At 68.3% G+C, this 18,361-nt stretch carries 19 protein-coding genes and 3 pseudogenes; 12 read left to right on the forward strand and 10 right to left on the reverse strand.

Translation table 11 applies throughout. The features are described 5' to 3' along the window. Positions 1 to 401: 401 nt before the first annotated feature. Positions 402 to 1,370 (reverse strand): AraC-like ligand-binding domain-containing protein, encoded by a 969-nt coding sequence (locus ACZ6K0_RS41500; RefSeq protein ID WP_469235801.1) that lies wholly within the window; start codon positions 1,368 to 1,370, stop codon positions 402 to 404. Between the two features lie 266 nt (positions 1,371 to 1,636). Here ACZ6K0_RS41500 and ACZ6K0_RS41505 point away from each other — a divergent pair, with 266 nt between their 5' ends. Continuing rightward, positions 1,637 to 1,915 carry a hypothetical protein gene (locus tag ACZ6K0_RS41505; RefSeq protein ID WP_376410763.1) on the forward strand — a complete coding sequence of 93 codons (279 nt, stop codon included), beginning with the start codon at positions 1,637 to 1,639 and terminating at the stop codon, positions 1,913 to 1,915. Positions 1,916 to 2,020: 105 nt separating this feature from the next. After that, positions 2,021 to 2,485 carry a hypothetical protein gene (locus ACZ6K0_RS41510; protein ID WP_376410766.1) on the forward strand — a complete coding sequence of 155 codons (465 nt, stop codon included), beginning with the start codon at positions 2,021 to 2,023 and terminating at the stop codon, positions 2,483 to 2,485. 10 nt (positions 2,486 to 2,495) lie between these two features. Here ACZ6K0_RS41510 and ACZ6K0_RS41515 read toward each other — a convergent pair. Beyond that, positions 2,496 to 3,371: pseudogene (locus ACZ6K0_RS41515) on the reverse strand (IS5 family transposase). A gap of 404 nt (positions 3,372 to 3,775) precedes the next feature. On the opposite strand from ACZ6K0_RS41515, the gene ACZ6K0_RS41520 reads away from it, so the two are divergent. After that, entirely contained in the window at positions 3,776 to 4,054 is a 279-nt protein-coding gene (locus ACZ6K0_RS41520; protein ID WP_469235803.1) for a hypothetical protein, read from the forward strand. Positions 4,055 to 4,207: 153 nt separating this feature from the next. Here ACZ6K0_RS41520 and ACZ6K0_RS41525 read toward each other — a convergent pair whose 3' ends face one another. Together ACZ6K0_RS41525 and ACZ6K0_RS41530 are read right to left on the reverse strand one after the other, a co-directional pair. Further along, complete coding sequence (locus ACZ6K0_RS41525) at positions 4,208 to 4,414, reverse strand: hypothetical protein (RefSeq protein ID WP_469235805.1); 207 nt, start codon at positions 4,412 to 4,414, stop codon at positions 4,208 to 4,210. Positions 4,415 to 4,691: 277 nt separating this feature from the next. After that, the gene (locus tag ACZ6K0_RS41530; protein ID WP_469235807.1) at positions 4,692 to 5,921 is read right to left on the reverse strand and encodes an FUSC family protein; all 1,230 of its coding nucleotides are present in this window, start codon (positions 5,919 to 5,921) and stop codon (positions 4,692 to 4,694) included. A gap of 295 nt (positions 5,922 to 6,216) precedes the next feature. Between ACZ6K0_RS41530 and ACZ6K0_RS41535 the strand changes: the two genes are divergently transcribed. Beyond that, a complete protein-coding gene (locus ACZ6K0_RS41535; RefSeq protein WP_469235809.1) occupies positions 6,217 to 6,393 on the forward strand; it encodes an HD domain-containing protein in 177 nt (58 codons plus the stop codon). Between the two features lie 534 nt (positions 6,394 to 6,927). Here ACZ6K0_RS41535 and ACZ6K0_RS41540 read toward each other — a convergent pair. After that, positions 6,928 to 7,251: a hypothetical protein gene (locus tag ACZ6K0_RS41540; protein ID WP_469235811.1), complete on the reverse strand. Its 324-nt coding sequence runs from the start codon at positions 7,249 to 7,251 to the stop codon at positions 6,928 to 6,930. 23 nt (positions 7,252 to 7,274) lie between these two features. Then, positions 7,275 to 7,769: pseudogene (locus tag ACZ6K0_RS41545) on the reverse strand (ATP-binding protein); the annotation flags it as partial. Here ACZ6K0_RS41545 and ACZ6K0_RS41550 point away from each other — a divergent pair. The 3 genes from ACZ6K0_RS41550 (at position 7,689) to ACZ6K0_RS41560 (ending at position 8,908) form a co-directional block, all read left to right on the forward strand. Beyond that, positions 7,689 to 8,120: a hypothetical protein gene (locus ACZ6K0_RS41550; RefSeq protein ID WP_469235962.1), complete on the forward strand. Its 432-nt coding sequence runs from the start codon at positions 7,689 to 7,691 to the stop codon at positions 8,118 to 8,120. The pseudogene ACZ6K0_RS41545 and the gene ACZ6K0_RS41550 overlap by 81 nt on opposite strands. A 249-nt stretch (positions 8,121 to 8,369) precedes the next feature. After that, positions 8,370 to 8,555, forward strand: a complete 186-nt coding sequence (locus ACZ6K0_RS41555) for a hypothetical protein (RefSeq protein WP_376410784.1) — start codon at positions 8,370 to 8,372, stop codon at positions 8,553 to 8,555. After that, positions 8,549 to 8,908: a hypothetical protein gene (locus ACZ6K0_RS41560; RefSeq protein ID WP_376410787.1), complete on the forward strand. Its 360-nt coding sequence runs from the start codon at positions 8,549 to 8,551 to the stop codon at positions 8,906 to 8,908. Before ACZ6K0_RS41555 ends, ACZ6K0_RS41560 begins: the two co-directional genes overlap by 7 nt. A 98-nt stretch (positions 8,909 to 9,006) precedes the next feature. On the opposite strand, the gene ACZ6K0_RS41565 is transcribed toward ACZ6K0_RS41560, so the two are convergent. Next, entirely contained in the window at positions 9,007 to 10,125 is a 1,119-nt protein-coding gene (locus ACZ6K0_RS41565) for a fatty acid desaturase family protein (RefSeq protein ID WP_376410790.1), read from the reverse strand. Positions 10,126 to 10,132: 7 nt separating this feature from the next. Beyond that, on the reverse strand, positions 10,133 to 11,188 hold the full coding sequence (locus ACZ6K0_RS41570; protein WP_376410793.1) for a ferredoxin reductase: 1,056 nt from the start codon (positions 11,186 to 11,188) through the stop codon (positions 10,133 to 10,135). Between the two features lie 87 nt (positions 11,189 to 11,275). On the opposite strand from ACZ6K0_RS41570, the gene ACZ6K0_RS41575 reads away from it, so the two are divergent. After that, positions 11,276 to 12,415: a PucR family transcriptional regulator gene (locus tag ACZ6K0_RS41575; RefSeq protein ID WP_469235813.1), complete on the forward strand. Its 1,140-nt coding sequence runs from the start codon at positions 11,276 to 11,278 to the stop codon at positions 12,413 to 12,415. A 497-nt stretch (positions 12,416 to 12,912) separates the two neighbouring features. Beyond that, positions 12,913 to 13,458 (forward strand): annotated as a pseudogene (locus ACZ6K0_RS41580) (hypothetical protein). On the opposite strand, the gene ACZ6K0_RS41585 reads toward ACZ6K0_RS41580, so the two are convergent. Both ACZ6K0_RS41585 and ACZ6K0_RS41590 read right to left on the reverse strand, forming a co-directional pair. Further along, positions 13,415 to 14,206, reverse strand: a complete 792-nt coding sequence (locus ACZ6K0_RS41585) for an IS5 family transposase (RefSeq protein WP_469235815.1) — start codon at positions 14,204 to 14,206, stop codon at positions 13,415 to 13,417. The pseudogene ACZ6K0_RS41580 and the gene ACZ6K0_RS41585 sit on opposite strands and share 44 nt — an antisense overlap. A 432-nt stretch (positions 14,207 to 14,638) precedes the next feature. Then, a complete protein-coding gene (locus tag ACZ6K0_RS41590) occupies positions 14,639 to 15,439 on the reverse strand; it encodes a maleylpyruvate isomerase family mycothiol-dependent enzyme (protein ID WP_469235817.1) in 801 nt (266 codons plus the stop codon). A 604-nt stretch (positions 15,440 to 16,043) separates the two neighbouring features. Between ACZ6K0_RS41590 and ACZ6K0_RS41595 the strand changes: the two genes are divergently transcribed. The 3 genes from ACZ6K0_RS41595 (at position 16,044) to ACZ6K0_RS41605 (ending at position 18,039) form a co-directional block, all read left to right on the forward strand. Then, the gene (locus tag ACZ6K0_RS41595; RefSeq protein ID WP_376410801.1) at positions 16,044 to 16,670 is read left to right on the forward strand and encodes a class I SAM-dependent methyltransferase; all 627 of its coding nucleotides are present in this window, start codon (positions 16,044 to 16,046) and stop codon (positions 16,668 to 16,670) included. 252 nt (positions 16,671 to 16,922) lie between these two features. Then, positions 16,923 to 17,270 (forward strand): VOC family protein, encoded by a 348-nt coding sequence (locus ACZ6K0_RS41600; RefSeq protein WP_376410806.1) that lies wholly within the window; start codon positions 16,923 to 16,925, stop codon positions 17,268 to 17,270. 151 nt (positions 17,271 to 17,421) lie between these two features. Then, complete coding sequence (locus ACZ6K0_RS41605) at positions 17,422 to 18,039, forward strand: transposase (protein WP_469235819.1); 618 nt, start codon at positions 17,422 to 17,424, stop codon at positions 18,037 to 18,039. Positions 18,040 to 18,361 lie beyond the last annotated feature (322 nt).

The following is an 18,361-nucleotide window of genomic DNA, read 5'->3' on the forward strand; positions in this document are numbered from 1 at the left end:
ACGTTACTCATGGGTATAGCTCCTGCGTAAGGGGGTTTCCGACCGCTTGGTATGTCGGTTCGGTGACGATCCTGTGCGCGTGGCGACTAAACCGGCGGAAACCCCGTCGTGGATCTTTCCGCAGGTCACGGGTGAGTCTCGGGCCGCCCCTGGGGCCGGGCAGGCCGCTCGGCACGACAGGTCCGGCGAATGTGCCGGGGCGGGCCGACGATGTGGTCGGGTGGATGCCCTCGGATGCCCTCCGGCCCGGATCGGCCTGGCCTGCCGCCGGCGGCAGGAACGCCTCCGCCCAGGTCTCCGCCCGCCTGCAGCACCGTCCGGCACCCCGCGGCGTGATCGAGCCGGGGCCAGCGGGAGATGACGACGTATTCGTGTGGCGACGGGCGGAACGACGCCTTTCTTCAGGCGGAGGGGTGGGGGCGGTTGTGGTCGCGCCAGGCCCGGGGCGAGATACCATAGGCCTGTTTGAACATCTTGCTGAAGTGGGTCGCGTCGGCAAAGCCCCAGCTTCGACCTATCGCCGCAATGGTCTTGTGCCGACCCTGTGGGGTGGCCAGCTCCCGCTTGCATTCCGCCAGCCGGTGCGTGCGGATCCAGTCTCCGAGGCTGATACCCGACCGGGCCAGAACGGTGTAGAGATGACGGACCGAAATGCCGTGCGCGGCTGCGATCCGCGCCGCCGACAGGTCAGGATCTGCGAGGTGTGCCCGTATGTATTGCGTGATGCGCAGGCCGAGTGTTTCCGCCAATGGTCCCCGGGCCAGGTCCCCCTTTCCGGCCTGGGCTGCCACGACGGCCCGGACGAGTTCGACACTAGGCTGCACGACCGCTTCGGCGGGCCGGCCCCGGTGCAGCTCCTCACTGACGGCCAGTTGGCGAAAGTAGGCAGAGGCCAGACGCGCAAGAGGGTTGTCGGAGGCGAGGGCTACCGCGGTGATATCCCGGAGCGACCTCTCAGGCAGCGCGAGTGCCGCGCGGGGAAAACGGAGGAAGTGCTGGTCGACCCCCTCGTTGAAGAGGAGGGTGTAGGGGGCGGACGTGTCGTAGAGGGCGAAGTCTCCCGGCTTCAGCAGGGCTTCGCGATCGTTCTGCACCACCACACTGGTCCCGGTCACCTGAAGGCCAAGGAAGACGGCCGGCTCAACGTCCTCTCGCGCCAGCCGCGGAGTCCGCTGAATAGTGAGCGCAGTCGCTCGCGCCGAGCAGACCCCGATGGGCCCTACGGTATCCAGCCCGATGTGCACCGCTAGGTCATCGGGCGGCAGATGGTGTTCGATGTCGATCCGAACGACGGACTCCCACACGGCGTACCGGACCACCTCTTCCCGGTCTCGCGGTGGAACAGAGGTGGTGTCCAGGATGGGGCTCACCGGACAGGCACGGGTCGGGACCCGCTGTCGGCCCTGCGGTGTGACGCCGCGGCTCCTAACCTCACAAGTCGCCCCCAGCGCAGTCAGCCAGGCACCAGGATGACAGAGGCCAGTCATGCCACGCAACGAGGTCGAGGCGCAGAGACTGCATTCAACAGTGCACAGGCAACAAGGTTCCCTGCACGCATGACACATTGCGCGTGCTGCATCCGTCCTAAGTTCATCGAAGCCATGTGAGGTGGCTTAACGATGATTTGGGAGTGCCGATGTTTGGTTCACTGACCGTGCTGTTGGTCGTCGCGGTGGTCTGGTTGTCGATCTCGCTCATCCCGATGCGCAGCATCCCGGCCGGCAGGGCGTGGGGCATGATCGTTCTGGGTGTCTCGGTTGTCCTCGTTCTGGTTGCCGGCCTCTTCGCCTCGCAGGTGGAGGTCAGCGACTCCTACCAGGGCGAGTCCCCCACCTTCCTCGTGATGCTCGTCGCGGCGATCGTCCTGGCACCCGGCGCGATCGTCGCTCTCGTACGCCGAGGCAAAAGGGACTAGAGCGTGTATCGGAAGTGTGTCTTAGAGCGGCTCGGTATCTGGGAAGGCATGCCTCTCTCGCAAGATCGGTAGCGGTCGGTGGGCAGGTACTGGTAGTAGTCGGCCGTGGCCGTAGACCTGTGGACCCCAGTGATTTCGATGGTCGGTGTGGCTGTAGGTGGTGCGTTGACGTATCTGACCCAGCGCACGACGCAGCGGGCAGCCGACCGGGCTGAAGAACAAAGACGGGCTGCGGCGTGGGCGGAGGAGCGTCGTACCGAGCAGATCAGGACCGTGCTGGAGTTCATCCGGTGCGCGCTGGAGGCCGAGGGCGTGGCGCATGCGCGGCCGCCTCAATGGGAGGTTGGTGATGACTGGTATGTGACGGCCAGGCCCGCGATGGACGGTCTTCGAATAGCCGAGAAGAGCATCGAGTTGCTGAGTGCTCCTGGCCTTCACTCACCGACGACCGCCTACGCCCGCGCTCTCAATCAAGCGGTCTGGCAGGAGCGTGATGAGGGGAACCTGTCCGAGCGCCTCGAGCCATTCAAGGCGGAGTTCCTCGCCCTGGCACGCCGCAGCCTGGCCTGACGTCGCAGGCTCACAGCCACTCGTTGATCGCAGCGACCAGTACAGTCGCCTCGTAGCGCACAGCCAGCGTGTCGTACCTCGTGGCGACAGCGCGGTTTCTCTTGAGGCGGTTGATCCCGCACTCGACCGCGTGACGCTCGCGGTAGTCAATCGGGTCGAAGCGCGGTGGCCGGCCGCCGTAAGATCCGAGCTTTTGGCGATTGCGGGCCTGATCAGCCTTGTCAGGGATGGTGCAGCGTATTCCGCGGCGACGCAGGTAGGCACGGTTCTTGCGGGAGGCGTACGCCTTGTCCGCGCGGACCCGATTGGGGCGGACACGTGGCCGGCCCCGCCCGATGCGAGGCACGCGGACTTTCTCAAGCACGGGCTCGAACTGCGGCGAGTCGCCGCGCTGCCCAGCCGTGACCACGATCGACATGAGCTTCTGGCCTTGCTCGATAGCCAGGTGCAGCTTGGTCGTGAACCCGCCGCGCGAGCGCCCCAGTGCGTGATCTCCGGGCTCGATGAACACACCGCCCGGTGGTTCCTTCTGCAGATCGCCCCGCTTGCGGGCTCCGGCGGCATGCTGATGGGCGCGGCACACCGTGGAGTCGACGCTCAGGTCCCACGCGATCGCGCCCTTCGCGTCGGCCAGAGCCTGAAGCCGGGTGAGGATGCGGCCCCAAGTGCCGTTCCGCTGCCACCGGCGGAACAGGTCGTAGACCCGGCCTCACGGCCCGTACTCGACGGGCACGTCCCGCCACGGAACACCGGTCCGGACCCGGAACCGGATGCCGTCGATCAGTTGCCGCCGAGGCCAGACGGGCGGCCGCCCTGCTTTCGTCCTCCTCGGCAACAACGGTTCCAGCGTTGCCCACTGCTCGTCCGTGAGATCTCCCCGACCCATGAACCGTGATCATTCACAGCCCAAGATCCACTTTCGATACACGCCCTAACGAGGTCGTGCATGATTGGCCGCTGGTGCGTCGGACCTCTGATCGTTGAGCATCGTCTGCATGGTGGGGAACCGGGCACGTGCACTGATCATCCGGAGTCGGCAGATCACGGGGCTGTTGCCCGAGTTGATTGCTGAACTCGTTGCCGTGGTCGGCCCGTTATGGCACGAACGGCATCAGTCCGTGCTTGCCTCGCGGGCTCGGCACCGGGCAGTGGGCGCCGGGCGAAGCACAAGCTGGTCTTCGTCGATCGGCTGCTGGCCACTGTCGTCCAGCTTCGCCACGGTGCCACCCATGACGTACTGCCTGCTGGTTCGGTGCCGACCGGTCCACCATCACGCGTGCGATCGGTGAGGTGCGGCCGCTGCTCTCCGAACGAGGCTGCACCATCCCGCCCGGCATCCAGCTCCGCACCCTTGCCGAGGCCATTGACCATCTCGGCGCGAGCGGGCAGACCAGGATCATCGACGGCACCGAGAACCGGTTCCGCAGACCCGCCGCGGGGCGCCGCCTGGTCCCGAAGGCCGTCCGGGAAGCCGACCTTCCCGTCATCGAGGCCGTCGCTACCCTGTGGCCACAACCGGGCGGCTGTGACCTGAGGACCATTGGGGAGCAGCGGAGCGATCGTCCCTGACGACCCGGCAGTCGGCCTGGCTGTCTGCCGTGAGCCGGAGTGCTGCTGGACGGTCTTCACCCCGGTCTCGGTGCCGGCGGCGAACCTGCGGACTCCGTTCGCGAGGATTCCGGAATGCGGGATGCGACAGCAGAAGGTGGGCGTCGGTCCGGCTCACGTGTTGTCGTCGCCAGCGGCGAAGATGGTGTGGGCGGCCTCGGTGAGCCGGGTGCAGCGCCGGGTCATGGCCTCGGGCGACTGGTCGGGGTTGTCGATCCACCAGCGGACCAGAGCGGTGCACAGGCCGCGCCAGGCGTGTTTGAGGGCATCGGCGTCCAGTGGGTTGGTGGTTCCCGGCCGTGCGCAGGAGTTCGGCGGCACCGGGTCGCGGCGAGGCCGTCGATGGCGTCGCGGTAGTGCGCGGCGCGTTGGGCGGCGTCGCTGCCGGGAGGCACTGCGGGGTCGTAGAGGACGAACCAGGCCCTGCGCTGCCCGTCGAGTGCGGTGAAAGGGGCGTACCGGACGCGCAGGGGGGTGGGCGGCGCGTCGGTGTCGTGTCCGGCCATGGCGGCGCGGATGGCGTCCAGCAGCCGGTTGCCGATCGGGTCGAGGCAGGCGAGGTAGAGGCCCGCCGGTGCCGGTACCCCGTCGCGAGCGGTCATCCGTCGCCGCGGGTGGTCCGCCGCGTGTCCCACCGGTCACGGAGGGCGGGAAGACGCCGACGGTCACTGCGCTCGCGGACCCGCCGGTCCAGCTCCTCCATCAGCCGATGGCCCCGGTGCTCGGGGTCGAGTTCGTCGAGGATTCGGTCGACCTCCGTGAGCAGTGCCCCGTACAGCTGCCAACTGCTGGGATCGGCGAGGGCGAGGGCGAGGAGCCTGTCGGCGGCGCGGTCCCTGCAGGCCCTGGCCGCCCGCAGCTCGGCGGCAAGCCGGGTTTCCGCCGCCTGGGCGCCCTCGCTGCCCCGCGTGGTGACCAGGACGGCGAAGCTGACGAGGGCGTCGGCGGTGTACTGGGCGGTCTCCCGGATGGCCGGGGCGGCCCCCTCGGGCAGCAGCTGTTGCCCACCACGATGTTTCGCCAGGTCGGTGAGGGTGCGGGCGAGGACCCGCAGGACGACGGCGCAGATCTCCAGGGTGTCGAGGCCGGTGCGCAACACCACCCGGTGCAGGAGGCCCTCCTTGATGCGGGGGTTGAACCGCAGGCTGTCCTCGGCGGTGCGCAGTGCCCCGTCGACGCCGGCGACGTCGTTGTCGAGGCGGCGGGCCTCGTGGAGACGGGTGGCGGCCTGCTCGACGGGGGGTGCGCCGGTGAACTCCTCCGCCACGTCGAGGAGCAGCAGTCGCATCCGTCGGGCGAGGTCCTCGATGGAGTCGCCTGCGGTGTCGACCCAGACGGGCGGGGCGAGAAGCAAGTTGAAGAGCATGCCGACGACGGCGCCGATGAGGGTCTCCAGGACGCGGTCCCAGGCGGTGTCGGAGACCTGGGTGACGCCGAGGACGAGCATGGCGCTGATCGCGACCTCGGGGATGAACTCCTCGACCCTGACGAGCCGGCCGACGAGCAGCGAGGCGAGGATCACGAGGGCGAGGCTCCACCAGGAGAGGCCGACGACGACGCTGAACGCGATGGCGATGAGGACGCCGACGACGACCGAGGTCACCCGGCGCAGACTGGTGGTCACGGTGGAGTAGAGCGTGACCTGGACGACGAGGAGGGCGGTGAGGGGTGCGGTGAGGGGGACCGGTTCCCTGCTGAGCCTGAGGGCGACGACGTAGCTGAGGGTGGCAGCCGCCGTGGACCGTACTGTCTGGACGGCGAAGGGGTCGCGCCGGAGACGCGTGAGCAGCCCGGCGCCCCGGTCGTGCCGTGCTTTGCCGCGTGCCACGCTGCACCTCGTCCCGTCGCCGCCCCGCAAGGGCCGTCTGGACGACTGCCTGCCCGGACGGCCCCAACCTCATGCGTGGGTACGTCCGGGCGGACGAGGGATCACCCCCGCTTCGGGGACAGGCAGCCCCGTAAGGGACGAGCCCTCCGCCGCCCGGCACCTGCGGGAGCGAGCCGTCGAACTCCTCGACGCTCGGGTTCTGTCCCCGGTATCGCGGCGAGACATCGAATCGGTCCACTACCGTCTCCAGCAGACGAACTGACGTACCGCCAGGAGCAACGATGTGCCCGGACACATGCCCACAGACTCCGAGACCGCCGCCACAGCCGCGCTGCTCTTTGAGACCGGCGCCCTGCGGAACCAGACGCGCACCGGCTGGCCCTACGACGGCGTTCCCGTCTCTGCCACCGAGACCGTCGCCGAGCACAGCCACCGCACTACGGTCATCGGCGTCACGCTGGCCGCGATGTAGGGCGCCGATCCCGCCCACACGGCCCTGCTCTGCGCGCTCCACGACCTTCACGAGACCCGTATCGGAGACCAGACGCCTGTCACCCGCCGCTACGTCACGACCGCAGACCCGCGCAAGGTGACAGTCGACCAGTTAGCCGACGCCCACCCGGCCGTCGGGAGCGCCGTGACGGCGGCCGTCGAGGAGTTCGAAACGTGAGACCCTCGAAGCCAGATGTGCCCGCGACGTCGACAAGCTGGACTGCCTCTACCGGGCTCTGGAGTACCGGACGATCGGCTACCGCACTGACGGCAAGATCGAGAGGTGCCGGGCCGCGCTGAAGACCGACTCCGCCCGCAGCCTCGCGGACGCCGCCACCGCGATGGATCCGGCCCAGTGGCAGCGCACGCTGCTCAGTGCACCGGCCGTACACTGACCCGCCCTCGACTGGCACAGCCCCTTCCGCCGGTACACCATCGGAATCCTCCCCCGGGTGGCGGCGACGCGGGGCAGCCTCCGCCTCAGAACAGTGGGCCTGCCGGTTCTCGCCGTGCGTCAGGTCCATCGAGCGCCCCAGTCGTCCTTGGCCGTCAGGCGGCGGACGGGTGAGCGCCACAGTATGGCTGCGGGTTGTAGGAGGAAGATCACGCCGATGTCCATCACGGCGCGGACGCTGATGAGCGCTGTGAGGCGCAGGCGGCCAGGCGGGCCCGGCCGGGTGAGCAGCGCGAGTAGGTGCATCTGCGCGTGCACGGTCCACGCGCAGAGGGGAACAGGGTCGGTCCGGTAGCGGCTGACGAGCCGGGGAGCGGCGAGCGCCCCGGTGAGACCGTCGGGGCTGCTGGCGCCCGTGATCACGCCGAGGCCCGTCGTCCCCACCTGGAAACGCTGGCGGACCTGGTTCAGACTGCCTTGAGCTGCTGCTGGGCCTTGGTGTGAGCGAGGCGGTATGACTCAGTGCCGGTCTCGATGATCGCGCCGTTGAAGGTGAGACCCTCGACGATGGCCGCGCAGAGCCGGGGATCGGTGAAGGTCCTGGTCCAGCCTCCGAACGATTCGTTCGAGGCGATGGCCACACTGTTCTTTTCCTCCCTCTCGGTCAAAACCTGGAAGAGCATCTCGGCGCCCCGCCGGTCGAGTTCCAGGTAGCCCAGCTCATCGATGCACAAAAGATCGACGCGTCCGTATCGGGCGATGGTCTTGGTCAGCTGTTTGTCGTCGGCTGCCTCCACGAGCTCGTTGACGAGATTGGCCGCCAGCGCGTATCGGACGAGGTAGCCGGCCATGGCGGCGGCTGTGCACAGGCCGATCACCAGGTGGGACTTGCCGGTGCGGGAGTCGCCGATCAGGCAGAGAGGTTCGCCCTTGCGGATCCACTCGCAGGTGGCGAGGTTGTGTCCGTGGGGTTGAATGACGTGGTGGCTAGACGACGTAGCACGAAGAAAAAGCCGCCCTTCGGCATACCCAGGGAGATCATCCTGTTGACGGGCCGGGACGAGTGGCCCTACACGTTCATCGCCGACGACGCGGGTGGCGGATGCGGCAAGATCCGGATGCCCGCCGACTCGGTCCCTGAGGACGTGCAGTCTGCAGTCTTCACGTCGCTGGCAGACCTCACCCACACCTTTCATGGTGTCGAGATCGACATCGTGTGGTTCCCCCTGACATCAAATTCGTGGGTCGGCCGGATCAGCTCCAAAGCCATGGCGGAGTCCCTTCCAGCCGACGGGGCACCTGGACAAGGCTGACTGCGGGTTTGTTGAAGAGGTTGCCCTCTGGCGACAGCACCGTTCACTCCCGCCGGTTCAGCACGCGCCGCCGGATGGCCGTACAAGAAATGCCTGTATGCCCGCCCCTTCGCCCGTCGCGCTGCCACGCCACGCATCAGAGCAACACCCCAGGAGAAGCGAGTCGCTCTTCTCGAACCGCCCGCCAGCAGGACATCGTCGAGATCGCCCCCCCAGGGCTCCACGCCGAAGGCGGCCGCCCTGGCGCGCGTGGCGGAGCAGTACGGCTACACGTACGGCACGGCGTACAGGACCGGGTTCAAGAACTCGCTCGTCCAGGTCCGGATGTACCGGGACCCGCAGCCCGACGCGCGCGTCCGCGAGGCGGCAACCATCACCGCCCATCCGCCGGCGGGCAATGGCGGGACAGTGCCAGGCTGGAGCAGGGCTTGCTGAAGCCGCTGCCCGAAGCGGTCGGTGCCGTGGCCGTGCTGAAAGACCTCATTACCTTCGACGTCATGGCCCAGTACGTCGCCGACCGGAGACAGAAGGTAACGGGCTACCTCGCCTGCGTGGTCCTGCCCGTCCTCCTGCTCATCGACAGGTCGTCGGTCGAAGCGGTCGCCTCAGGCGGGGCGGTCGCGCTGCTCTTCACCGTGGCGTTCAAGGTGGGCGCGATCCGCCGCGGGAAGATCGCACAGCGCCTGACGGACGCCGGGTTCCTCGCGGTGCGTGACGAACAGGGCGGCCAGCGGTTCCTGCGCCCGGGGCAGCAGTTGCCCGGCCACACCGACCGGTTCGCAGCCTGAGGCCCCGGCCTGCCGACGCCGCCCGCGTGCTCGCCGAGCACCTCACCCCGCCCGGCACCGGCCGTCCGTGGACCGGTGCGACGTCTTAATACCGGGATTCAGGCCGCGACGAGCTCCTGCTCGCGGTCCGGCCTCTTGACCTTGGGCTTCTTGTTCGGCAGCGAGAGCCGGAAGACCTTGCGCCACGCGGAGAACACCTGCTTGGGCAGCGGTCCGGTGACGTACTCCAGCTCGTACTTCTCGAACAGCGCGCGCACTTTCACTGCGACCTCGGCGTACCGGTTGCTCGGCAGGTCCGGGAACAGGTGGTGCTCGATCTGGTGTGACAGGTTGCCGGTCATGAAGTGCATGGCCCTGCTGCCGCTGATGTTCGCCGAGCCCATCATCTGGCGCAGGTACCACTGGCCGCGCGTCTCGCCCTTGATCGACCGGCGCTCGAAGACCTGCACGCCCTCGGGGAAATGCCCGCACATGATCACCGAGTGAGACCAGATGTTGCGGACCAGGTTCGCGGTGAACGTGGCGGCGAGCGTGGTGAGGAATGACGGGCCGGACAGCAGCGGGTGGATCACGTAGTCCTTGAGGACCTGCTTGCGGATTTTGCGGCCCACTGCCTTGGCCCGCGCGCGGAATTCCGGGTTCTTGCGGCGGCGCTTGTGCAGGTTCTTGCCGAGCTCCAGGTCGTACGCTGCGATGCCGTACTCGAAGAAGCAGGCGTTGATGAAGTTCCACAGCGGCTGGCCGAGGTGGAACGGGTGCCACCTCTGGTCCTCGTCGACGCGCATGATGCCGTAGCCGAGGTCGTTGTCCTTGCCGATCACGTTGGTGTACGTGTGGTGCAGCTCGTTGTGCGAGTGCTTCCACTGCTCGGCCGGCGAGACGTGATCCCACTCCCAGGTGGTGGAGTGGATCTTCGGGTCCCGCATCCAGTCCCACTGGCCATGCAGGATGTTGTGACCGATCTCCATGTTGTCCATGATCTTCGCCACGGACAGACCGGCGGTGCCGATCAGCCACGCGGGCGGGAAGATCGAGAACAGCAGCACGCCCCTGCTGACCAGCTCGAGCTTGCGCTGCGCCGAGATGACCTTACGGATGTAGGCGGCGTCTTTTTCGCCGCGGTCGGCGATCACCTCGTCGCGGATCGCGTCCAGCTCGCGGCCCAGCTCCTCGATCTGCTCCGCGGTCAGGTGGGCGGTGGGGTCGATGGCGGTCAAGGTGCTCCTACCGTTCGATGTCGCAGGGGCCCGCCGCGGCGGACACGCAGGTCTGGATGAGGACGCCCGGCTCGGCTTCGGTGATCTCGCCGGTGCGCAGGTCGCGGACGGCGCCCGCCTTGAGCGGCGTGACGCAGCCGAAGCAGATGCCCATGCGGCACCCGGAGGGCATGAGCACGCCGGCCTCCTCGCCGATGTCCAGCAACGGCGTGGCGCCGTCCGCGTCGACGGTCTTGCCGGTGGCGCTGAACGTGACCTCGCCGCCGTCGCCGGCGACGACGATGCTGGGGCGGAAGCGTTCGGTGTGCAGGCGCTCTCGTACGCCGTGCCCGGTCCAGTGCTCTTCGGCGGCGTCGAGCAGGCCCGCGGGCCCGCAGGCCCAGGTCTCGCGCTCGGCCCAGTCGGGCACGAGTTCGGCGAGACGGGCGATGTCGAGCATGCCGTCTGTGTCGGTGTGCAACTCGGTGAGACGCAGCTTCTTGTCCGCGACCAGGTCGTGCAGTTCCCTGCGGAAGATCACGTCTTGCGGCTGTGGCGCGGAGTGGACCATGACGACGTCGTCGAACTCGACGTCGCGCAGCATGCCCATCACGGGCGTGATGCCGCTGCCGGCCGTCAGGTAGAGCACTTTGGCGGGCTTGGCTTGCGGCAGCACGAAGTCACCGGTCGGCTGGTCGAGCTGGATCAGCGTGCCCGGTTTCGCCCTGCGGACCAGGTGGTTGCTGACCTTTCCGTCCGGGATCGCCTTCACGGTGATCGTGACGCGGCCGTCCTGGCGGTTTGTCGGCGAGGTGACCGAGTAGGCACGCCACAGGCGCACCCCGTCGACGTCGACCCCGATCCGCACGTACTGACCCGCCGTGTGGCCGCGCCAGCCCCGCCCCGGCCTGATCACGATGGTCGCGGCGTCACCCGTCTCGGGGTGCACGGACTCGATGCGCCCACGCAGGTCAGCACTCGCACGCAGCGGGCTGATCAGGTCGAGGTAATCCGACGGCAGCAGCGGCGTCGTGACCATCTCCAGCAGTTTCCACGCCCTACTGCGGAGGGCTGCACTCGTCATGACTCCAGCTTGATGCGCCTCAGGACGTAAAGTCCTGTCCGTAGGACGTGAATCTGGTCGGCCGAATTGTTCGCAAGGAACAAAAATATGAGCCATGCAATCCGAAGGGCCACCGAGCTGGCCCTGGATGAGACAACGGTCACAGTACTTCGGGCCGCGCTGAAGACCACCGCCGACGAGGTAGTCCAGGCGATCATCGACGAGGTCCCGTCCTACGCCAACGCCCTTTCGGGCCGCATGGGCGGCACCATCCGCCGAGCCGTCCGCACCGCCCTGGGGCACTACCTGGACCTCGCGAGCGGGAACGCCACGGGCGGCGACGGCGACGACGCGGCTTACGAGCTGGGCCGCGGCGAAGTGCGCGATGGCCGTTCGATGGACGCCCTGCTCAGCGCCTACCGCGTCGGCGCCCGTGTAGCCTGGCGATGCCTGGCAGCGGGTGCCGTACCGGCAGGTCTGCCCGCCGCCGAGGTCGCCAAGTTCGCCGAGCTGACCTTCGCCTACATCGACGAGCTCTCCGCTGCGAGCGCCGCGGGCCACGCCGACGAACTGGCCGCCCGGGGCAGGGCCCACGAGCGTCACCTGGAACACCTGGCCCGCGACCTCCTCGCCGGCGCGAGCCCGGACGTGCTGCTGGCCTCTGTGCAACGGGCCGGGTGGCAGCCCCCGGTTTCGCTGACCGCGGTCCTGCTGCCCGCCGCCCAGGCCCGGCCTGCCTACCGCTCGCTCGACCCGGGCACCCTTGTCCTCGACGATCTGCCGGACGCCACCGGTGTGCTGCTCGTCCCCGACGCCGACCGATCACATCTCTTGCGGCAGCTCACCGACCGCACCCCCGTGGTCGGCCCGGCCCGGCCATGGACGCGCGCGTACGCCTCGTACGCACGAGCCGTACGCGCGCGCTCCCTCTCCTCTGATATTCGCGACACCGAGGACCACCTGCCCGAGCTGGTGCTGAGCGCCGACATGGATGCGTTCGCAGACCTGCGTGCCCGAGCCCTCGCACCGCTGCGGACCTTGCCTGTCGCGACCGCACGGCGGCTGGAGGAGACGTTGCGGGCGTGGCTGCTGCACCAGGGCAGGCGGGACGAGGCGGCGGCGGCGTTGTTCGTCCATCCCCAGACGGTCCGGTACCGGATGTCGCAGCTGCGGGAGCTGTTTCCGGATCTCGCATCGCCACACCGGGTCCTTGAACTGACGCTGGCGGTCGGTCTTCGGGTCGACTGAAGGGCCCTTGACCCCGGACTTTGAACACGCGCCTATGCGGCTTGGGTGAGGGGCTTCACCCGTGATGGCGGACACGCGGATATTGGTCACGCGGCGAGCGTGAGCCCAGCGGTGTGGTGTCGTCGTTCGTATTCGTTGGGGCTGAGGTGGCCGTTGGCGGAGTGCCTGCGTCGGCAAGCGGTCTCCGATCACCTACGAGAACGACCTCCAACCAGCAGCAACTACTCTGACCCAAGCCGCATAGAGGCCCTGCGTCACCAACGCCCTACTAACGAGGCGAGAACGATCTTCCTCACCACGCGCGAGCATCAGCTGTCACCGCCGTGGGTGCGTGAACAGGCGGCGTCCCTGGGCAAGGTCGACGGTTCCCTCAGGTCGGCTCTTAGAGGTTGTTGTCTTTCCGGGCTTGAGGACTGCGTTCTCGCTGGTCAGACGTAAGGTCGGCGGTCTCGTGGCAGTGGTGACGTGTCGTGTCGTTGCTTTGGTGGAGGTCGAGGATGCCGTCGGTCGTGGGACTACTGGAACGTCGTGAGCTCACCGCTCGCCGTCGTGTCGACGATCTGCGGGAGGAGGCCGACCGCCTCCAGGCGGAGCCGGCCTTGGCTGAGCGGGAGTGGAACGAGTGGGTCATCGCCCGCTCACGCGTTGGCGAGGTACTGGCCCCGGGCAACGACGCCGTCGTCGGCCCCGCCGCCTCCGAGGGTCTGCCGGCTCCCGGTGTGCAACCGGCGCGGCCCGAACCGGCGGAGGCGGCGAAGCCGAAAACAGTGGTGCCGGTGTGGCGCGCGGGGCTGGCCTGGTCGGCGCTGTCGGTGGACTACCAGCGCATCCTGTAGGCCCTCAGCGACCGTAACCGACTCGGTCAAGGAGCGTCGACGTGCCAGGAGATGGCCGCCTGCTTCGGCCTGGACCCCGTACCGGGAAAGGTGGAGGCACTGCGATCGAAGGCCAAGCGGCTGACGGCGCGCGGCTGGCTGATTGAGCCGGCACCTGGCCGATTCACGCTCGCGAAGGACGTGGCCGGGCAACGCGGCGGGTCATGAGCATCGTCATCGACCAGCAGACCATCGCCTCCGCGCTGGCGATGGAACGCTCGAAGTCGCGCACGAGACGGCGACTTCGCATCAGGTGGGCGAAGAACCGCTCGACGATCCACCGCTTGGGCAGCACGACGAAGCCGCGCATGTCGTCGCTGCGTTTGACGATGGCGAGGACCAGGGCGAGGGCCGCGAGGCAGTACTCGACGAGGCTGCCGGTGTATCCGCCGTCGGCCCAGACCAAGGCCAGCAGGTGGTGCGCGGCAGTGACCTGGGTGAGCAGGACCTGGGCCGCGGCGCGGTCGCCCACATCCGCTGCGGTGACCATCACCGCGAGCAGCAGGCCAAGGGTGTCGACCACGACGTGCCGCTTGCGCCCGTTGATCAGCTTGCCACCGTCGAAGCCGCGGCTGTCAGAGCCGACGACCGCGTCCGCTTTGACCGACTGCGAGTCGATCACGCCCGCGCCCGGCTCCGAGTCCCACCCGGCCCGCTCGCGGACCAGGCGGCGGAGCCGGTCGTGGAACTCGCGGACCAGATCGTGGTTGCGCCAGCGCCGGAAGAACGCGTAGACCCGGTCCCACGGTGGGAAGTCGGCAGGCATGGCCCGCCACTTCGTGCCGTTGTCGACCAGGTAGCGGATCGCGTCCAGCATCGCGCGGTGGCAATAAGCCTCCGGTTGCCCGCCCCGGCCCCGCAGCCAGCCCGGCACCGGCAGCAGTGGCCGGACCACCGCCCACTCGGCGTCCGACATGTCGGTGGGATACCGACGCTCGCGCGCCCCGTGCTCTCTGGCGTTCCCGAACCTGTGAGCCAGACAGTCACACGCGAGAGTGGCTGAACTGGATCCCACTCCCGCGTTGCCGTAGAAATACGACAACAGGGCCTCCTGGACCGCACGTTGGCTTTGACACCCTTCGAGTTACCAAGAGGCCCTGCTCTCATGCACGGCAGCCGCCGCAGTCACCCGATCGACTGACTTCTCGACGAGATCGGGACGACGGCAGTCGCGTCGCTTCTCGTGATCGCTGGGACGGACAAATTCGCACTGCCATCCAGGTAGACGGTCGGCTTGGTGACGCCCCGAGGCCGCCTCGCGGGTTTGAGTCCGGTGCCGCGACTGACGAACCTGGCGAAGAGTCGTGTCCTACCGGCTCGAGGCGCGGCGAACAGCCCCCGCTACGTCCTACTTCTCCTCCGGCTCCCAGGCGCGGAGCAGGTCGAGCAGCCCTGCGTCTCCGTCAACGTGCAAGGAGTCGGCCTGGATCCGGTCGTACAGGTAGAGGACCAGCTCACTGGCCGTGCCGTGGACGGAGGCGCCGGCTGCGTCCGAGTCTTCGCCGGTCGCGGCGGTGGGCGCGGGGATGCGGGTGGTGCGTGCGCCGTCGCCGTCGACGGTGAGGCGCCAGGAGCGGCCCTCGGTGGAGTGGAAGTCGAAGGCCGTGGGCTTGTGCGGCCAGGCACTCGGCGTTCCGCAGACGGTGAACAGGAACTCCTCCACACCGTCGAGTGCCAGCTCGACCGGCAGCGGCTGCGGGACGCCCCCGGCGAGCTGGGCGTCGTAGGTGTGCACCGCGGTCTCCTGGACCCGGTGCCGGGCGGTGCCGCCGGCGGTCTGCGGTGACTGCGACGCGGGCCACCACGTCCAGCAACCGCTCTCCGGTCCCGCCGCGCGCAGGGCGTCCAGCAGAAGCTGCGTCGACGCGTCCAGCCAGGCCAGCAGGGCCTCACGCTCCTGCGGCACTTCCAGCGCGGCGCGCGCGGCGACGGCCTCGGCCGGGGGAGCGCCGGCAGACCCCGCGCCGACGATGGCGGCCCAGAAACGGTCTCCCCCACCCAGGTGCTTCACCAGATCGAACAGCGTCCACCCGGGGCAGGTCGGCACCTGCGCGTCGAGACCGGGCGCGGCGGCGACCACGGCGCGGAAGGCGGTCGACCGTTCATCGATCAGTCGCAACAGGTCAGGGAACTCAAGATTCTTTTCCACGCCGGATGTCTATCACCGTGCTCCGATGATCGGACAGCGATTTTCACAGTCGCCGCAGGTTGGCCATTGCGGACGTCCTCGCCTCCCCCGCTCGGGTGACAAGCTGCGCACTGCTGCGAGGACGCTGGTGGTGGCGGTACGCCAGGCGTCGTGCCTGTGGGTGCTCTGGCCTCGCCGTGCGGCCGGGCGCCTCGGCGACGTGACGTCCACCCGGTGCGCGCGGTCATGCTGCCGCTCGATGTGATGGCCGCGGAGGTCACGACGGCGGGGGAGGACCGGTCGGGTCGGGAGTTCAGGTGACTCCCGTTCGACCAGCACTCCTCAAGTTCGGAACAACAACAGCCACTTAGAGAGAGCACCGGATTGGCTGCTCTGTCACGGGGTGACCAACTGGCTGCCCAGGAGCGACTGCGCGCTGGCGCATCGGCTGCTACCAGCCCGCACATCCACACCAACAGAGCCCTTCCCGCCATCGAGCCGGCGTACTGCTCGAGGGTGACGAACGGGGTGCCTCGCGATGTGCGCACCTACGGCCGCACGTAGGGTGATGCCACCGTCTTCGCTCCTGCTTGCTGGGCGAGGCTGACCGGAAGGCGCTGGGAACATGACTGGGCAACGCGACCGTTGGGCGGAACTGACCGGCGGACAATCCGGAGAGGACTACGCTGAGCGTTTCGCGCAGCTCGCCGATTCAGGCCACGACATCCACGGCGAGGCCACCTTCTGCACCGCATTGCTGAAGCCTGCCGCCCGGGTGCTAGATGCCGGCTGCGGCACCGGTCGGATCGCGATCCGACTCGCGGAGCTAGGCCACCACTGCACCGGCGTGGACGTCGACCCCTCGATGCTCGCGGTGGCCCGCCGAGACGCCCCCACGCAGGAATGGCTCTTCGGTGACCTGGTCCGCCTGGACACCCTCGGCCTGGATCAGGGTTTTGACATGGCGCTCGCCGCCGGAAACGTCATCCCCCTGCTGGCCCCGGGCACCGAACCCATGGTTGTTCGGCAGCTGGCCGCCGCACTGCGCCCTGGCGGTCTACTGGTCACGGGCATGGGACTGGACGCAGCACACCTGCCGCTGCCGGAACCCACAGTGACCCTGACAGAGTTCGACCACTGGTGCACCCAGGCCGGACTGACCCTGCGGCAGCGCTACGCCACCTGGAGTGGTGAGCCCTACTACCAAGGCTGCGGCTACGCCGTCAGCGTGCACTGTCGCCCCGCCACGTGAGTCCGCGCCTTCGTACGACGGTCCGGCCCGGGCAGGCTCCCGAGTGATCTCATGAGTTGATCGTCTGCGCCCCATGACGGGCGGCAGGGTGTCGGACCCGACCACGCATCCGATCCGGAATCCGATCCCGGCGGGACAGAAGGCTCTGGCGACCCCCGCCCCGGGCTGAAGCGTGTGTCGAAAGTGCGTGCGGCGGTTGGCGTGTCGTAGTACTCCTGGGAGACAGAGACACCTTCTTGTTTGGAGTCGTCGATGGCCGTTCGCCGTGTGGTGCCCAACATCCAGTCGCCGGCAGCGCAGGAGAGCCGGGAATTCTATGGCCTGCTGGGCTTCGAAGAGGTCATGAACCACGGTTGGATCATGACGCTCGCATCCCCGTCCAGTCCGGCAGCGCAGATCAGCGTCATGACCAATGACAAGACTGCGCCTGTCGCCCCCGATATGAGCGTCGAGGTGGACGACGTGGATGCGGCTTATGCAGTCATACGGGCGAGTGGCGCGGAGATCATTCACCCTTTGCAGGATGAGGAGTGGGGCGTGCGGCGGTTCTTCGTCCGTGACCCGAGCGGGCAGGTGGTCAACGTGCTGGGTCACCGCTGACGGCTTTTCCGTGTCCCTGGTAAAAGCGATGATCACAGCCACTCGCTGATGGCCGCGACGAGGGCGGTGGGAAAGAGCACTGCACCCCGAAGCGCACACAGCGGACGCCCGCGCCGTCGCGCGCTACTTCGACGGAAGCTGGTCCGGGCGCGTGCATGGTTCCTACCTGCGGTTTCCGCTGACCTTCCTGTGGCGGGGTGTCCGGCGCTTCACGTGCGAAGACGGCTCCTGCGGGCGGCGGATTCTCGTCGAGCAGGTCGCGAGTCTGACCCGGCGATACAGCCAGCGGACCGAACGAATGCGGTCGGTGCCGGCCGAGGTCGGCCTCAACTTGGCCGGTCCCGCTGGTGCCCGGCCGGCCGATGTCTTCGGGGCGAGAGTCAGCCGGAACGCGGTCCTGCGGTTGATCGACGCTCTCCCGGCGCCCCAGCCACAGGTCCCGGGTGTGGCCGGCGTCGACGAGTACGCGATGCGCAAGGGCCGTGTCTACGGGACCGTGCTGGTCGACGTCGAGACCCGCAAGCCGGTTGACCTACTGCCGGATCGCGAGGCAGCCACTGTCGCGGCCTGGCTGGCCGAGCACCCGGAGATCGAGGTCGTCTGCCGCGATCGCGCCCCGGTCTTCGCCGAGGGCGCCGGCATCGGGGCACCCACCTCACGGAAATTATCCGGTCGGGTCGTCCACCTGGGGCAACGGTTACGTGGTGGGCTACGCCTCCCTCGGTGGTCCTGCGAATCCGGTCGGGAGCCGTCCACACGGTTTCGCTGAGTGCGTTGTCTTCGGAGTCGCCATTGAAGCAGTCGACGGTCCAACGGCGTTCCAGTGGTGGGTTTCCCTGGTGGACGTAGACGCACCAAACCGGGTCGAGGGAGCCGCTGCGTGCCATCACAACCAGTTGGCGGTCGCCGCGGCGGGGGGCCGACTCGGTCTTCACCGCCTCGTCCGAGCCGCCGAACACCGCCGAGGCCCAGCCTCCGATTAGCAGTGTCGGGACCCGATGACGAGCAGCAGGATGGCCAGGGGCACGCGTAGCGAGGTCTTTGCCAGCCCCAGGAGGACCGCCCGTCAGTGCCGCCAGGGAGAGGCATCC

The sequence above is a fragment of the Streptomyces sp. NPDC042346 genome, from assembly GCF_055581845.1.

Coding starts and splice junctions, on each gene's coding strand:
- ACZ6K0_RS41570 (WP_376410793.1), bottom strand. CDS start 11,188: ATGACGAGTGCAGCCCTCCGCAGTAGGGCGTGGAAACTGCTGGAGATG.
- ACZ6K0_RS41535 (WP_469235809.1), top strand. CDS start 6,217: ATGCCCACAGACTCCGAGACCGCCGCCACAGCCGCGCTGCTCTTTGAG.
- ACZ6K0_RS41505 (WP_376410763.1), top strand. CDS start 1,637: ATGTTTGGTTCACTGACCGTGCTGTTGGTCGTCGCGGTGGTCTGGTTG.
- ACZ6K0_RS41575 (WP_469235813.1), top strand. CDS start 11,276: ATGAGCCATGCAATCCGAAGGGCCACCGAGCTGGCCCTGGATGAGACA.
- ACZ6K0_RS41585 (WP_469235815.1), bottom strand. CDS start 14,206: ATGTCGGACGCCGAGTGGGCGGTGGTCCGGCCACTGCTGCCGGTGCCG.
- ACZ6K0_RS41600 (WP_376410806.1), top strand. CDS start 16,923: ATGGCCGTTCGCCGTGTGGTGCCCAACATCCAGTCGCCGGCAGCGCAG.
- ACZ6K0_RS41595 (WP_376410801.1), top strand. CDS start 16,044: ATGACTGGGCAACGCGACCGTTGGGCGGAACTGACCGGCGGACAATCC.